Annotated in this window: 9 protein-coding genes and 1 pseudogene; 4 read left to right on the plus strand and 6 right to left on the minus strand. The window is 66.0% G+C overall.

What is annotated here, in order from left to right; translation table 11 throughout:
• The first annotated feature begins 412 nt into the window (after nt 1–412).
• Entirely contained in the window at nt 413–736 is a 324-nt protein-coding gene (locus tag ACWCQM_RS33680; RefSeq protein WP_450918868.1) for a transposase family protein, read from the plus strand.
• Between the two features lie 233 nt (nt 737–969).
• Here ACWCQM_RS33680 and ACWCQM_RS33685 read toward each other — a convergent pair whose 3' ends face one another.
• From ACWCQM_RS33685 to ACWCQM_RS33695, 3 genes are all read right to left on the minus strand, one after another.
• A complete protein-coding gene (locus tag ACWCQM_RS33685; protein ID WP_450918869.1) occupies nt 970–1,758 on the minus strand; it encodes a hypothetical protein in 789 nt (262 codons plus the stop codon).
• Nucleotides 1,759–2,070: 312 nt separating this feature from the next.
• Nucleotides 2,071–2,847, minus strand: coding sequence for a hypothetical protein (locus tag ACWCQM_RS33690; protein ID WP_450918870.1), 777 nt, complete (start codon nt 2,845–2,847; stop codon nt 2,071–2,073).
• 349 nt (nt 2,848–3,196) lie between these two features.
• Nucleotides 3,197–3,376: a hypothetical protein gene (locus ACWCQM_RS33695; RefSeq protein WP_450918871.1), complete on the minus strand. Its 180-nt coding sequence runs from the start codon at nt 3,374–3,376 to the stop codon at nt 3,197–3,199.
• Between the two features lie 575 nt (nt 3,377–3,951).
• On the opposite strand from ACWCQM_RS33695, the gene ACWCQM_RS33700 reads away from it, so the two are divergent.
• Together ACWCQM_RS33700 and ACWCQM_RS33705 are read left to right on the plus strand one after the other, a co-directional pair.
• Nucleotides 3,952–8,655, plus strand: coding sequence for an AAA domain-containing protein (locus ACWCQM_RS33700; RefSeq protein WP_450918872.1), 4,704 nt, complete (start codon nt 3,952–3,954; stop codon nt 8,653–8,655).
• The gene (locus tag ACWCQM_RS33705; RefSeq protein ID WP_450918873.1) at nt 8,652–9,491 is read left to right on the plus strand and encodes a hypothetical protein; all 840 of its coding nucleotides are present in this window, start codon (nt 8,652–8,654) and stop codon (nt 9,489–9,491) included. The genes ACWCQM_RS33700 and ACWCQM_RS33705 overlap by 4 nt, the downstream gene beginning before the upstream one ends.
• A 56-nt stretch (nt 9,492–9,547) precedes the next feature.
• Here ACWCQM_RS33705 and ACWCQM_RS33710 read toward each other — a convergent pair.
• From ACWCQM_RS33710 to aztA, 3 genes and pseudogenes are all read right to left on the minus strand, one after another.
• Nucleotides 9,548–10,182 (minus strand): annotated as a pseudogene (locus tag ACWCQM_RS33710) (transposase); the annotation flags it as partial.
• Nucleotides 10,183–10,455: 273 nt separating this feature from the next.
• Entirely contained in the window at nt 10,456–12,567 is a 2,112-nt protein-coding gene (locus ACWCQM_RS33715) for a serine/threonine protein kinase (RefSeq protein ID WP_450918874.1), read from the minus strand.
• Nucleotides 12,568–13,261: 694 nt separating this feature from the next.
• On the minus strand, nt 13,262–14,005 hold the full coding sequence (gene aztA / locus ACWCQM_RS33720; RefSeq protein ID WP_450918875.1) for a zinc ABC transporter ATP-binding protein AztA: 744 nt from the start codon (nt 14,003–14,005) through the stop codon (nt 13,262–13,264).
• A 14-nt stretch (nt 14,006–14,019) separates the two neighbouring features.
• Between aztA and aztB the strand changes: the two genes are divergently transcribed.
• Nucleotides 14,020–14,910: a zinc ABC transporter permease AztB gene (gene aztB / locus ACWCQM_RS33725; RefSeq protein WP_450918876.1), complete on the plus strand. Its 891-nt coding sequence runs from the start codon at nt 14,020–14,022 to the stop codon at nt 14,908–14,910.
• Nucleotides 14,911–14,918: the final 8 nt, after the last annotated feature.

Consider the following 14,918-nt stretch of genomic DNA (forward strand, 5'->3'; position numbering starts at 1 on the left):
AGCAGCCTCGGCTACCTCAGCCCCGCCGAGTACGAGACCGCACTCGCAGCCTGACCACCACACCAAAGGTGTCCGTCAAAGCGGAACAAGCTCAGCCTGGTTGAGAACTGGGATCAGCTGAAGGGGCAATAGTACGGCTTGAGGGCAGGACGGCGGGAGCACGATAGGGATCGCCGGAAGGTGCTTCTGGCGATGCGTCGCGAAGGTAATCGGGATCGCGATCCGTGGTTGCCAGCTTGATCGCGGCAACGGCCGCCGTGAAGTTGGCGCTGGGGGTCAAGGGCAGGGCTTCGGCGTAGTCGGATGACGTCCGGATTTTGACGTCTCGTCACGCTGGGTGGGGTCCGGCACGAAGCAGGCACGGACGTCCGTGATCATGGAGTTCTCTACACTCTGTGACCTTGGGAAGCCCGTGCCTGCCGCTGCATCCTCGCTGATCTCGCCCGCCTTTGACCAGCTCAGCCCGCATCCCGAAGCTGTCGGCGGCGAGATACCCGGCCTGCTGGAACGCCTGGCCGAGGTCCCTGACCCCCGCGATCCCCGCGGCGTGCGGCACGCCATCGGCACTGTGCTGGCGCTCACCGCGTGTGCGGTCCTGGCCGGGGCCAGATCGCTTCTGGCCGTCGGGGAGTGGGCGGCCGACGCACCTCCCGCTGTGCTCGAACGACTCGGCATCCGCGTCGACCCGCTGTTCCCGCACACGTCACCAGAGGGAGAGCCTGACGCACCTGCGTGAGAGCGTGCGACGGGCCTCACTGCATCCCAGCGAGTATGTGAACGACGCGCCAGGTCGTCGCGGCGAGGTGACGCAGGCCGTGGTTCTGGTGCCGGCTTCTCGGAGGGCTCCTGTAGTCGGTCGAGGTTGGAGCAGGGAAGAGGGAGGTGCCGGCACTGCCATCTCCACGACCATGTGGGACTGTGCCCGTCCAGCAATTACCCCCGAGCCGGGCGTCAAATTGTCCGGTCGTTCTATGCTGCCGGTCGTCCTCCGAGCTGATCCTTGGCCCACCACAAGAACGCGGCGGCGTGCTGCTGGTTGGCGAAGCCGTCACCGGCGAGGTCGAGCAGGAGGTCGTTGCTCCACAGGATGAGCCGGCCGAGGGTCCAGTTCACCGACTCGGGCGCCGGCAGCTCAAGGCCGTAGACCATTCGCGCGATCTCGCGTTTGCCGCCCGCCTCGGTCGTGTACTTCAGGATCGTCAGGAAGCGGTCGGGGTCCATCACGCAGAGGACCTTCGTGAGCAGGGCCTCCTTGAATCCGGTCATGGCGAAGGGCTTGGCGCCGGACAGCAGCTGCTCGAGGCGGTCTTCGAGCGGCACGCCCTCGGGCCCGCGCAGGAGGTGCTCGATCGTCTGACGCGTCGCCTCCGCGGCCGCCGCGTCGCCCATGTCGTTCCACGCGGAGTTGAAGGTGGCCTGGTTGCCGGGGCGGGCGCCGATCTCGGAGTTGGCGAAGTCCTTGAGAACGCGGGGGTCGCACGTCCACAGCCCGTCCGCCGAGAAGATCCGCTGGTACTTCGCCCAGTAGGCCGCGACGCCGGGGTCCAGCTCCGGCTTGTCGGCGAGGTACCGCTCCTTCAGCCGGGCCACGCGCTCCAGCTGCTCGGGATCGACGTCCTCGGCCTTCGGGAAACGGGACTTGAGGTCCCCGAGGGAACGGGCCGGGTTCGGCTCGGACACCACGGGCGCCTTGTGCTCCCACGAGAACCCGCACCGGTGCTTCACGAGCCGCCCCCCGCCGTCGAGTGTACGGACCACCTCGATGTCCTCGTCGTCACTGCACAATGGACACATGGCCAAGGCCATGGCTACCCCCGCTTCATCGGTGCCGGAGCCCCGGCTTCGAGCCGTGGCACGCCCCGGCCAGGAGCCGCATTCTCGCATTTGGTCGTGTCACGCGGCATGCGATCTCCAGCACGCCGACGGGTCTCGGATGATCGACCGTCCGGGACGGCAACTCTGCGTCACGAGCCCGGTGGTCGAATCGTGTGACGAGGCGGCGACGTGAAGGGCGCGGAGCCAGAAAGCCGCGTAGACGGTGCAGCGGATACTGACGTAATCCGGTACAGATCAGTGGGTCAGCTGGCGTACCCGGTTGTCGTCTGTCACCTCGTACACGTCGATGCGCAGGAGCCAGAGGACGTGGGCCGGGACGCGTGTGGCGGCCTTGGCGGAGGAGGACGGTACGACGAGGGCGTAGCGAGTGTGTGGGTCCTGGCTCGTCATGCGGCGTAGTAGTTGGCCGTAGGCGATGTCGGCGTCGATGCCCTTCTCGCTGGTGCGGCCCTTGGCCTCGCAGATCAGCCGTTCCTCGCCGCGTACGGCTTCCAGGTCGCTCCACCGGTCCGTGGGAGCGACGGGTGTCCAGCCGCCGGCCAGGAGCCAGATGCGGAAGGTGTCGGTGACCCGGTCCTCGTCACTGTCGCGAGCCAGGATCTTCTGCAGTGCTGCGAGGTCGGACTCTTCGCTGCGGCGCAGTCGTCCGCGGTTGTCCGCATCCAGATCGGAGGGGCGGATGATGACCAGGCGCAGCCCGTGCGCGGGAATGTCCGTATCGCGCCGGGCGTCGTACAGGGCTCGCTGCTCGCCACGGTGGACACCGCTGACGGTGAGACGGTCCGGCTTGTCGAAATGAGGCGTCGGCTGGTCATGTTGCAGTTCGCGGTACTCGACTACCAGCTGATGCCCGGGCCAGTAGGCGTCGACCGGCAGTTTGACTCGTCGGCCGCCCGCTCCGGGATCTCCCAGCAGCCAGTCGAACCTATGCTGCGTCAGAGCGCTCTCCCCGAGAATCCGGTTGCACAGCCCCACGACGTACGTCTCGTCGCTGCCATCTCTCGTTGCCATGAGGAGGCATCCTGCCACCACCCACGGACCGACGGCACCGGCCCAGCAAACTACGCCTCGGAAACGTCGGATCGCAGAGCGCGATCTCGAAGTGCCGTGCGGCCCATCACCTACGGCTTAGCTGATGACTCCGACTATCGCGTAGCGAGCAACGCTCAGCCGCTCGGTAACGGCAGTACACTCCCAGGGGCGTAGCTCGGCGCTCGCGACACGACGAATCCGACAGCGCGCACAGCCAATGTGACGACAACAGACCATCCGCGGCCAACGGCAACCAGCCCATCCATGTGCCGCATCACCCGCGCTGCGTGTCCTCGTAGTTGAGTGCGTCGCCATGCTCCGGCCGGCTTCAGTGTCTGTCTCGCTGCGAACCTATGCGCGGACGCAGCTTGTACGGGACCTTGGCCACGCCCTCGCGCTCGCTCCACAGCCGCACCCCGGACCGCGTCAGTGTCCAGCCGCTGTCCTCGTAGGGCATGAGCTCTCCGACACCGAGCTGCCCGAGGAGGTGGGTCAGCTCCTTGGCCATCCGCCGGTCATGCTCGCGTTCTCGTTCGTCTGTGTTCGCGTACCCGTCTGCGCGAGCGGTGAACTCCTCGTAAGCCAGATCAGCGAGGCGGCGTCGATATTCGAGCAACGCCGCTCGGCGGGCGCGGAGAGCACATCCACTTCAGTACTCCTCAGGTCGGCAACGACGACTCACCTCCGCTCGCGCTGTCGATAAGCTCCGGCAGGCGAACCGCTCCCACAGGCCCCATCTGGGCCACTCCCAGAATGGCACTGCTCTTGTGGCCTGATCTTCTCCGCGCTACCCCTCTCGAATGAGTGAGTTCACGTCACGCGCAGGCTCTTGGGCGGATGGTCGAGGCCCTGTCGCGCCCCACTTGCGGACGCAGAGCCGTCCGTCGCATACGCGGTAGACCCGTGCCTGCGTGCAGCTCTGGATGTCGCCGGTACTCGGTCGGCAACCAAGAGGATCGGTGACTTTCAGACGCTGGACAACTTCGATGCGCCGCCGGAAACCAGCCATCCTCTGTGAAGCGCGACCCTGCAAGGGGTTGTTACCTCATCCTGGAGCGTTCGTCACCACATGGAGGGGAAGCGATGAGCGCCTTGCGTCATCACGCTGCAGATCCGGATGTCCTGGCCAGGACCACAGGGCTGGTGAACTTCTTGCAGGAGATGGTGCGCAGTAGCCACCAGCGCCAGCGAGATGACCGAGGCCGCGGGAGGGAGCGGCTGTGGCTCTCAGACTTGCCCCCTCAAATCCGTAAGCCTGGCGCCCGTGATGACGGCGTGCTCCTGCAGCTCAAGCACATTCCGCAGGAACCGCCGCCAGATCTTCCGGAACTTCTGGAAGGCTGGGTCGACCCTTTGGCGTGCCTGGACCCTGATGCCGGTGATCCACCACTGGCTGACGAAGGGCCGGTGCACAGCAGGCTGCCTGTGCCAGCCGGCACGCTTCAAGGGGATGAGCCGGCCGTCATTGCCCAGGGCGATGCTGAAGAGGTGCTGCGCGCGTACGAGCCGTGGCTGAACCGGTGGCGAATCTGGGCGCAGAAGGAGCGCCGCCAACAGCCGCTGCGTGCGCTGTATGACACGGTCTATGCGTGGCATCAGAGGCTTACGCTGGAGGATGACCGAATCGAACTGATCTTGGCCGTTGGATTGTTGACCTGGGACAAGCCTGGGCAGGACGCGGTACACCGGCATTTGCTCGTTCAGCGAGCGGAGACGTCAGTGCACCGCGGTTCCGCCGAGATCACAGTGCGATTGTCTGCGGAAGCGGCGATGCGCCTGGAGGACCAGGACTTCTTGGACTCCGGGGACGGCTGGATCCGAGAGCAGTCCGCGGCCCTGGGCGACGACATCGCCGCCAGCGCCGTACACCCTCTGGACCCGGACACGCTCGAGCTGCTTTCCAAGTGGCAAGACCGCGCGTACCAGCACAGGATCGCCTTCAGCGCCCGATGGCAGCCGCCAGAGTCGCCCGAGGCAGTGTCGCGAGTGACGTACGCCCCTGCCTTGCTGGTACGGCCGCGAAACCAGAACGCCCTGCTGCGTTTGTACGGGAAGATCGCGGAGACCATCGCAGCTGAGGAGTATGCACCCCTCGGCCTGGCGCAGATGGTCTTGGACTGTCTCAGCGCCGAAGAGCGGGCAGCCTGGGACGGCCATGGCCTCGCTCAGGCCCCACTCTTTCAGGGGGATCCACTCTTTCCAGGCAAGACGAATGAGCAGCAGCGCAGGGTACTGCGTCGGCTGCAGAAGGACACCGGTGTCGTCGTGCAGGGCCCGCCAGGCACGGGCAAGACGCATACGATCGCAAATCTAGTGTCCGCTCTGCTCGCAGAGGGCCAGCGGGTCCTGGTCACCAGTGCCCGTGACCAGCCGCTCGCCGTCCTGCGCGACAAACTCCCCAAGCCCGTCAGAGACCTGTGCGTGTTGCTGCTGAGTTCCACCCGCAGCAACAACGGCACCAGCGAACTGGAGCGGACTGTTACAGCGCTGACCAAACAGGTGGCGAGCACCGATGCAGAGACCCTGCAGGGAGAGATCAACCGCTTGACCAAACGGCGCCTGAACATTCAGGGCCGCATCGGCACTCTCACCGACCAGTTGTTGTCTGTACGAGAGCAGGAGTACCGCCACCAAGGAGTAGCACCTGGCTACGTTGGCACACTGGCCGAGATCGTGCAGCGAGTCCGGGACCACCAGCCGTCGCTGAGCTGGATCGGCGCCCTGGCCGACAGCACGCCCGAGGATGCGCCACTGTCCGCTCAGCAGGCCCAGGAACTGCTGGTGCTGCTGCGAGAGGGCATGGGCGAACCCCGTGTCGGCGGTGTCCTGCCCTCCAGCGAGACGCTGCCAGCCTCTGACTTGGTTGACGCGACCTTCGCCGCGAGCCGCCTGACATCGCAGGGCCTAGACGAACAGACCTTGCAGTTGCGTGATGTCCTCGCCGGCTTGGACCTCTCCCCGACCGATGAAATCGCAGGGCATCTGGAGGATGCCGCGACTGCGCTGCACTATCTCGGTCTTCCCGCAGACCCGTCCCACTGGGTGGAAACGTGGTGGGTGTGCCAGGCACTCGTCGAGCGCCTGGCACACCCACAGACGCTGCTCTGGAAACGAGTCGAAGACACCTCTGAGTACATCATCCAAGCGCGCAACGCACTCGACTCCGTCGGAGTGCGAAGCGTGCACCTGCCCGAAAGCCTTGATGTGCACGGGGCCGGACGCATGGCTGCTTCCGGGCAGGACCTTCTCAAACATCTGCAGACCAAGGGCCAGCCGCGTGTGCGGGAACGGTTCATGTCGCTCGCTTCACGTGAGCAGAGGAACGCCCATGACCTGCTGACACTGTGCACCGTCGACGGGCAGAGCCCGCGCACCGTTGATGACCTGGAGCATGTCCTGGCATATCTGCGGGCCCACATCGCTCTGGACGTCGTTGCGGCGCGCTGGAAGCAGGTGAAAGCACCTCTACCCGAAGGAGACCTTGAGGTCCTCCTCGCGGAACTAGACCAACGCCACAAGCAGCTGGAGCACATCGCCGCCTTTGTGGAAGCGAGGGAGAGTATTGACCGGATCCTCGTCGGCCAGGGCGTCAGATTCGCCTTGACCACGCCAACCGCCTGGCAGGTCCTTACCCGCGCGGCAGGCGCACTGGCTCACAGGCGTGCCGCTGACGAAGCACTTGCCCAGCTCACCTCCTGGGACCAGTACCTGAGCGCTACCAAGGACGGACAACAGCCAGCTCCAGAGGCACGTGCCCTGTCAGCCGCGCTCCGTGAACAGGACTCCGCCGCTTACAGCAAAGCCGTCGATGACCTCCACGCTGCGCACGAACGTGATGCGCGCAGGAGTCGTTGCCGACACCTGCTCGACCGGATTCGCTCCGTCCACCCCATGCTCTCTGCCCGCCTGCTGGAAGAAGCGCCTGATCCGCAGTGGGACGAACGACTGGCTCAGATCGAGCGCGCCTGGGCATGGGGTGCAGCTGCACGGTTCGTCGCCGATCGTCGCGAACTCGGCTTGGAACAGAGGCTGGACACCGAGCTCGGCCAACAGGAAGCCCTGCTCGAGGAGATCACTGGCGAACTTGCCGCGACCTGGGGCCGGCTGCACTGCTTGAGAAACATGACCTCTGAACAGAGGTCGGCCCTGCAGATGTACCAAACCCACATGTCCAGCCTCGGCCGTGGTACGGGCCGCAGCGCCGACAGGCTCCGCGCCGCCGCGAAGGAACGCATGCGGGTAGCCCAAGGCGCCGTACCAGCCTGGGTCATGCCCATTGCGGACGTCGCCGAAATGGTACAGACCGGGCGTAACAGCTTCGATGTCGTCATCGTCGATGAAGCAAGTCAAGCAAGCATGGACGCCCTCTTTCTCCTGTGGCTCGCGCCGCGCGTCATTGTCGTCGGTGACGACAAGCAATGTTCACCACCATCCACAGGCTTTGGCCGACACCAGGCCATCCGCGACAAACTCGCCGCCTACCTCCACGACATGCCCTCCGGCGTGCGGGAGTTGTACATGCCCCACACCAACCTCTATGGCTTGCTCAGCTCGTTCTTCCCCGAAGTCATCCGCTTGGATGAACACTTCCGCTGCGTCCCGGAGATCATCAACTGGTCGTCGGCGAACTTCTACGACGAGTCTTTGCTGCCGCTACGCCAGTACGGAGGCGAGCGACTGGATCCCCTGCGTGTCACCTACGTCGAGGACGCGGCAACGATCGGTCGTGAGATTCGCATCCACAACCCGAAGGAAGCCGAGGCCATCGTCGATGCCCTCGAGCGCATGACCGAAGATGCGGCCTACCGTGACAAGACGATCGGTGTGATCGTTCTGCAAGGCCACGGCCAGACCAAGTACATCGAAGCCCTGATTAAGCAGCGCATCGACCCCGCCGTCCGCCAACGCCATCGCATCCAGGTGGGCAACGCCGCCTCGTTCCAGGGCGATGAGCGCCACGTCATCCTGCTGTCCATGGTGGTAACCGACCCACCAAAGATCGCAGGCGGTGCCCGCTACGAACAGCAGGCGTACAACGTGGCCGCCAGCCGCGCCCAGGACCAAATGTGGCTGTTCCATTCAGTACCGGTAGACCGCCTCAAGCCCAACGACATGCGCCTGAACTTGATCACCTACATGCACAACCCGCCGACTGCTCTGTCCGCCCTGCACGACATCGGCTTCGTATCACCCAAGGTCATGCAGGCACCCTTCCAGTCGATGTTTGAGCAAGAGGTCTATCTACTACTCAAGGGCCGGGGATACCACGTGCTGCCGCAGTATCCGGCCGGCACCAAGAAGATCGATCTCGTCGTCGTTGGCGCACGCGGACGCCTGGCCGTGGAGTGCGACGGTGCCTACTTCCATGACACCACACGCGAACAGATCGAACGGGATCACCAGCGCGACCGAGAACTACGCAGGGTCGGCTGGGAGTTCTACCGAATCCCTGAGAGCGAGTACCGCTTCGACGCGGACGAGGCACTCACCGGACTGTGGTCTGAACTGAACCGCCTGGACATCCACCCTGCCGACTTCGCACACTCACCAGCAACGCGCGAGGCATCGACCGAGTGGAGCCCTCTCGTCCTAACTGATCCGGCCGAGGCCGAGGCCGACTTGGCAGGCTACGGCGACGAACCGTATGACGCCGACACCGGGGAGTCGGCAGCCGATTTCGGCGGTGCCCCCTCCCGGAAGGCCCAATCCAGCGCCCCCACCGAACTGGGCAACTTCTGCGTATACGACGGGGACGACGACTCAGAAGAACTGGAGCAGAGCGCATGACCCAAGCACTGGAGAACGGCATCCGCACCCTGGACACCAACACCATCAAGGAGCTGGCACGCATCATCTGCGGTGACGATAACCTCTACTACCGCGGTACTCGCGACCTGACCCGCTTCTTTGAGAATGCCGGCTGGCTCAACGTCCTCGACTTCGACGGTGAATCCCGCAGCGAATGGACCTTGGACCGTCTCACGGAGCGCCGTACCGACGGCGCAGCCGTTGAACAGGTTTTGCTGCGTTTGGCGGATGCCCGCGAGTACTACGAGGAACCCCATCAGCTAACCAAGGTCCTCCGAGCGGTCAACGCCTTCCTCGTCCACGAAGGACTGCGCCTCGAGAACCCCGGAGGACGCCCCCGCCTGGTGACCTGCGATCCCTCACTCGGACATCCCGGAGAGCAGGCCCCCACCGAGCTGCAGGCCACCATGGCTGGAATCATCGCCGATGAGCGTATGGCGCAACTCTTGCAACACCGCCTCGACGAAGCCCGCACGTGCTTCGCTAACGGAGCCCACATCGCCGCAGTGATCATGCTTGGCTCTCTACTCGAAGGCGTTCTTCTCACGGTCATCCAGGAACGCGACCCGTCACTACTGCGGGGACGGGACCTCAAGCGTGTCAGCCTCGGGGAGCTGATCGATATCTGCTCGCGTGCACGATGGATCGACGCGGACGCCACCAGCTACAGCCACACCCTGCGGGACTACCGCAACTTCGTACATCCGCACCGTGAATTTCGTGAAGAGCACAAGCCCGACCGCGATACACTCAACGTCTCCTGGTGGGTTGTCAACGGTGCCCTCAACGACCTTGCGGCCAGCCACCCCCACTGAAAGTTGTTGCAGAGGGGTGGGTGTGGGCAGGCCGGGTTGGCATTTGACCTGCTGGTTCAGCCTGTCATGGCGAGGTTGTGCATGGTGGCGACTGCTTGGACGGCATGGTGGAGCCCGTCTCCTTTCTGGCGGCAGTCGCGGAGGATTTTCCAGTTCTTCATGCGGGCGAAGGTGTGCTCGACGCGGGCGCGGACGCGTCGGTGTTCGGCGTTGTCCTCCTCCTGGCCGCGCAGGAGTGGGCGTCCGGCTCTTCTGCGGTGCGGGACGATCAGGCCAGTTCCCGGGTAGGCGCCGTCCGCGATGACCGTTGTCCCGGCCGCGATGGCGGGCAGGTCCGATTCTCGCCAGGCGTGGGCGTCGGCCTTGTTCCCGGGGACGGGGTGGGCCGAGGCGATCACCAGGCGGCTGTCCGCATCGATGATGACCTGCACGTTCGCCGAGAACCGATAGTTACGGGAGGACGCGGCGACCTTGCGGTCGCGGACCGGGACGAGGGTTCCGTCCACGATCCACAACCGTTCGACGTCCGCGACGGGCCGCGGCGCCGGCTCCAGTGCGAGAAGGGCCGCAGGCGATGGATGACCCGGCAGACGGTGGCTGGGGAGATCCCGAAGAGGGTGGCAAGCTGACGCATCGTGAGGTTGGTCCGGTATTAGACGGCCACCAGCAGGACCCGATCGGCCGGGTTGCACAGCCCCACGACGTACGTCTCGTCGCTGCCATCTCTCATTGGAGCGCCACCTCGAAGTGCCGTGCCGCCCGTCGCGTCCTCCCGGTGTGCTCAAGGCTCAGATTTTGGCGTATCGAATAACGGTCAGCCGATCGTCACGGGCGATATGCCCCTGGGGGGGCTTGTTACACGCCGATTCCGGCAGGGCGTACAGCCACTGCAGCAACAACGGACCCTCTTGCGGGGCGTGCCCTTGTCCTTGGTCAGTGCCGCCGCCCAGGTGGTTGACGGCACTCACGAAGGGCAGGTACCTGACCCGATGAACTGGCGCGTGTCAGCGTATGCATCGTAGACGGCGACTGCCCAGCGAGTGTATTCCCAGCTCTTGTTGCTGTGGGACTCGAGCGTGAGCTTGCGGCAGACAGCCTCCTCGACGGCTCCTGTGAGGTTGGACTGGGAGGCGCGGCTGGTGAAGTGGTTATTGGGGTCGTCGGTCCAGATGTAGGCGGCTTTTTCGACGGGGTCGAAGCCGAGGCTGATGCCGTCGTTGAGCGCGATGGGGTTGTCGTTCGTCTCGGTGGTGTTGGTGTTCCAGGTTGCGACGATGGCCTTGACCGTGGCGTCGGCGACGCGGATCTCCGCTTTGTCGCTGCTGGGTATCTCGGCCGTGGCCATGCCGGACTCGTCTCCGTGCCACTGGCCGGCTGTTTCTGAGATGCAGCCGTCAGTGGCCTCGCCATAGCCGATGGCTGCCGCATCGAGATCGTCATCGGACGTCTTCCAGTAGATGGCGAAGCGGCCGTACGGCCAGGTGGCCGGGTTGTTCTTGAGGCGGTGAGCGAGTGCGGAGCAGGCCGCCATCTCGCCGACTCTGCGGAACTCCTCTAGGTAGTTATCGGGCAGCTGCGGGACCGGCCCCCCGGTCACCATCACGGTCTGTGCCCGCTGGTTGAACGTGATTGTGGGCTTCATGAAGTCCATGTCCTTGGTAGCCAGCATGGACGTCATTCGGTCCCGAATCACCTTCTCGGCGTCACGCTCTTCGGGGCTGCCAGCGATGGTGCTCGCACTCCACTCGCCGGCAAGCGGTTGCGTTTCGTCGCCGGATCGCGTGTAGGCGGGGTTGGCCACCCCGGCGAGTGGGTCCTTGGGGATCCTGGTGGTCCGCGGATCGACCACAGGAGTGGACGCGGTTACCGCAGGTGTGCCGGCAGCTGTGGCTCCAGGAGCGCTGATCGGGGCGGATATCTCGGTGGAGGGTGTCGAAGGGGCGGCGGGGACGGACGTGAGGCTCACGTCCGCCCGGTCGTCACTGTTGTAGACGACGATTCCACCCGAGGCGGCTGTGATGGCGACTGCGGTGACAGTGGCGGCGACAAGCGCGCGCCTGCGTTTCGAGGGCGCGGGAAGGCTCCAAGCAGGGTCTTCCAGGCTGGGGAGATTCCACGCAGTGGTGAGGCAGTCAATGATCTGCGCCGGCTGAGGCTCGGCTGCTCTGCCGAGGACCTGGGTCCCCTGATGGGTCAGGAGCAGCGCGCATAGCTGCGCTGCCTCTTCGGCGCTGATTCGCTCGGCAGGGTTCTTCGCGAGCGCCTTCGCCAGGGGCTCACGCAGCTCTTCAGGGAGCCCGTCGAGATCGGGTTCCTCGGACATGACGCGGTAGGCGACCACGTCGGGAGCTCCGGTCCCGAAGGGCAGGCGCCCCGTGGCGGCATAGGCGACGAGAGTGCCCCAGGCGAACACATCGCCCTCGGGGCCAGCGGTACCTGTGCGGTAGTGCTCGGGGCTGATCCAACCGGGAGTACCGGTCATGACGCCGGTCCGGGTTACAGAGGTGCCGTCGGCGGCATGCGCGATGCCGAAGTCCAGGACTCGGGGGCCGGCCGGGGTGAGGATGACGTTCTGCGGCTTCACGTCGCGGTGGACGACGCCGGAGGCGTGGATCGCGGCGAGGGCCTGGGCGGTGCCGGTGGCGAACGCGTACAGGGTGGCGCCGGTGAGTGCTCCATGGGAGGCGAGATGCTGGTCGAGGGTGAGCCCGGGCGCGTAGGCGGTGGCCAGCCAGGGGGTCTCGGCATCCGGGTCTGCTGCGAGGAGAGGAATGAGGCACGGACCGTGCACACGCGACGAGAGCTGGACTTCTCGGCGAAAGCGGGCCCGGAACTCAGGGTCTTCGGCTTGCGCGGGGTGGATCACCTTCACAGCGACTCGGAGCCCCGCTGGATCGAGACCGGCGTGAACGGTGCCCATGCCACCCGAGCCGAGACGGCCGATGATCCGGTAGGGGCCGACCTGCTTCGGGTCACCGGAGCGGGCAGGCTGTACCCGCCCGTCTACGCGAGCGATGCTCACAGGGTGTTCGTTCCTCTTCTGCCATGGAGCGCCATGAGGCTGACACACACCCATGAATGGAGTCCCCAGCCCAGAAACGAGATGGTATCGGCAGACTGCCCCAATGGGTGGGGCAGTTTGCTGCATCGTTGTCCCTCTCGCAAGGATCGCCGAAGGGCATGAGGCTGGGTCCGGACTTGAGTTGGGGACCATTTGGGGACCACACGGCATGCTCGATGGTGCACGACGGGCCATCACGTGCACGAAGCTCACCCGTATTAAGTCTGCTATATCCAGAAAACACCCCCGGCCCCTACTCCTGGGGGTCAAGGGGTCGCAGGTTCAAATCCTGTCGTCCCGACTTGAGAGAGTCGCAGGTCAGGGCCTGTTTCGGAGAAATCCGGGACAGGCCCTGACTCGTTCTCGGCGCCGGCCTCCTCGACCGGCGTCAGCGGGTCATGACGACCCGGCCCGGCAGGAGCGTGATGCGCGGAGCAGGCCGACGGACCAGGTGCTGAAGTCCGCAGACCCGGTCGACGTCATCGTGTAACTGCGGACACCGCCGGCCCGGACCGCCCGTCTGCTCGCCGCCGCCGAGGGGCGCAGCCTCAGCGAGACGGACGCACGCGCCGCGGTGGCCGAGGCGCAGGGCGCGTTCCGCGACGTGCTGAAGGGCATGTTCAACGCAGGCCCTGAACGCGGAGACCAGATTCCAGGCCGGGGTGCAGGCGGCGCCGCGGGGCTGGCTGACGGCGTAAGGGCGGGCGGTTCAGGCCGGCTGCCAGATCCGTGACAGGGCCGCGGTGGTGAGTACTTGATCCGGTGGGCCCTGTCCGGCCAGCCGTCCGTCACTGAGGAGCAGGCAGGCGTCCGCCGAGCGGGCGGCATCGAGATCGTGCGTGGCCTGGACGACGGTCGTGCCGTCGGCGACAAGTTCGGTCAGCAGGGCCGTGATCCGCCGGCGGGCCTCGGGGTCGAGTCCGGTGGTCGGCTCGTCCAGGAGCAGGAGGTCGGACTGCTGGGCCAGGCCCTGGGCTATCAGGACGCGCTGACGCTGCCCACCGGACAACTCACCGAGCTGGCGGGCGGACAGGCCGGCGACGCCCAGTCGTTCCATGGCGGAGTCGACCACGGCCCGGTCCCCGCGGGTCAGCCACCGCCACGGCCCTCGCTCGCCCCAGCGCCCCATCTCCACCGTCTGCCGTGCCGTGAGGGGGAGCGCGTCGCCGACGGCGCCGCGCTGCGGGACGAAGGCCGGAGGGCGTCCTTCCGCGTATCGGAGCTGCCCTGATGTGGCCTCGATCACGCCGGCGAGGACTCCGAGCAGGGTTGACTTCCCGCTGCCGTTCGGACCGACGAGCGCTGTCATGGCCAAGGCCGTTATGTGCGCGCTGAGTTGACGGAGTACCGGGCGGCCGGGGTAGCCCGCGTCCAGGTCGCTGAACCGGACGCGATCGTTCCTGGGTTCGTCGGCGGGCGAGGCGAGGGGGTTGTTTATGAACATGATTTTCATTGTAGTGTCCTCGCATGGAGTGGTTGACGGCCCCCTTCGAGGTCGCTTTTGTGCAGCGGGCCCTGTGGGCCGGGATTCTCGTATCGGCGATATGCGCCCTCGCGGGCACGTGGGTGGTGCTCCGGGGAATGGCGTTCCTCGGTGACGCCATGTCCCACGGTCTGCTGCCGGGCGTCGCGGTCGCCGCGCTGCTCGGGGGCAACCTGCTGGTGGGGGCGTTGGTGAGCGCGGCGGTCATGACAGCCGGTGTCACCGTCCTCGGCCGCACCCGCCGGCTCTCCCAGGACACCGGCATCGGCCTGCTGTTCGTGGGGATGCTGTCCCTCGGCGTCATCATCGTGTCGCGCTCGCAGTCCTTCGCCGTGGACCTCACCGGTTTCCTCTTCGGAGACGTCCTGGCCGTGCGCGAGAGCGACTTGATGCTCCTCGCTGTCGCGCTGCTGCTGGCCCTGCTCGTCTCGGCGCTCGGTCACCGCGCCTTTCTCGCCCTGGCGTTCGATGATCGCAAGGCCCGGACGCTCGGCTTGCGTCCGCGGCTGGCGCATGCCGTACTGCTGGGCCTCCTGGCGCTCGCCATCGTCGCCTCGTTCCACATCGTGGGAACGCTGCTGGTTCTCGGTCTGCTCATCGCCCCGCCGGCGGCGGCCCTGCCCTGGGCGCGTGGCGTGAGCGGTGTCATGACCCTGGCTGCGGTGCTCGGCGCGGTGGCCACCTTCGGCGGGCTGTTGCTCTCCTGGCACCTGAGCACCGCGGCCGGCGCGACCGTCGCGGCCCTGGCGGTCAGCCTCTTCTTCCTGTCCCACCTGGCATCGGGCTTCCGCTACCGCCGCCGTGCGCACCGCGACGCTCTCCCCGCCCGCACCGCCACCCCGGACGCCCCCACGACCCGACCGAACGAAATCTGAGGCGATCT

This window comes from Streptomyces sp. NPDC002125, assembly GCF_053593715.1.

Excerpts from the sequence above, each read along its gene's own strand:
- ACWCQM_RS33700 (WP_450918872.1), top strand. The coding sequence starts at position 3,952 with ATGAGCGCCTTGCGTCATCACGCTGCAGATCCGGATGTCCTGGCCAGG.
- ACWCQM_RS33695 (WP_450918871.1), bottom strand. The coding sequence starts at position 3,376 with ATGGCCAAGGAGCTGACCCACCTCCTCGGGCAGCTCGGTGTCGGAGAG.
- aztA (WP_450918875.1), bottom strand. The coding sequence starts at position 14,005 with ATGAAAATCATGTTCATAAACAACCCCCTCGCCTCGCCCGCCGACGAA.
- ACWCQM_RS33690 (WP_450918870.1), bottom strand. The coding sequence starts at position 2,847 with ATGGCAACGAGAGATGGCAGCGACGAGACGTACGTCGTGGGGCTGTGC.
- ACWCQM_RS33715 (WP_450918874.1), bottom strand. The coding sequence starts at position 12,567 with ATGGGTGTGTGTCAGCCTCATGGCGCTCCATGGCAGAAGAGGAACGAA.
- aztB (WP_450918876.1), top strand. The coding sequence starts at position 14,020 with ATGGAGTGGTTGACGGCCCCCTTCGAGGTCGCTTTTGTGCAGCGGGCC.
- ACWCQM_RS33705 (WP_450918873.1), top strand. The coding sequence starts at position 8,652 with ATGACCCAAGCACTGGAGAACGGCATCCGCACCCTGGACACCAACACC.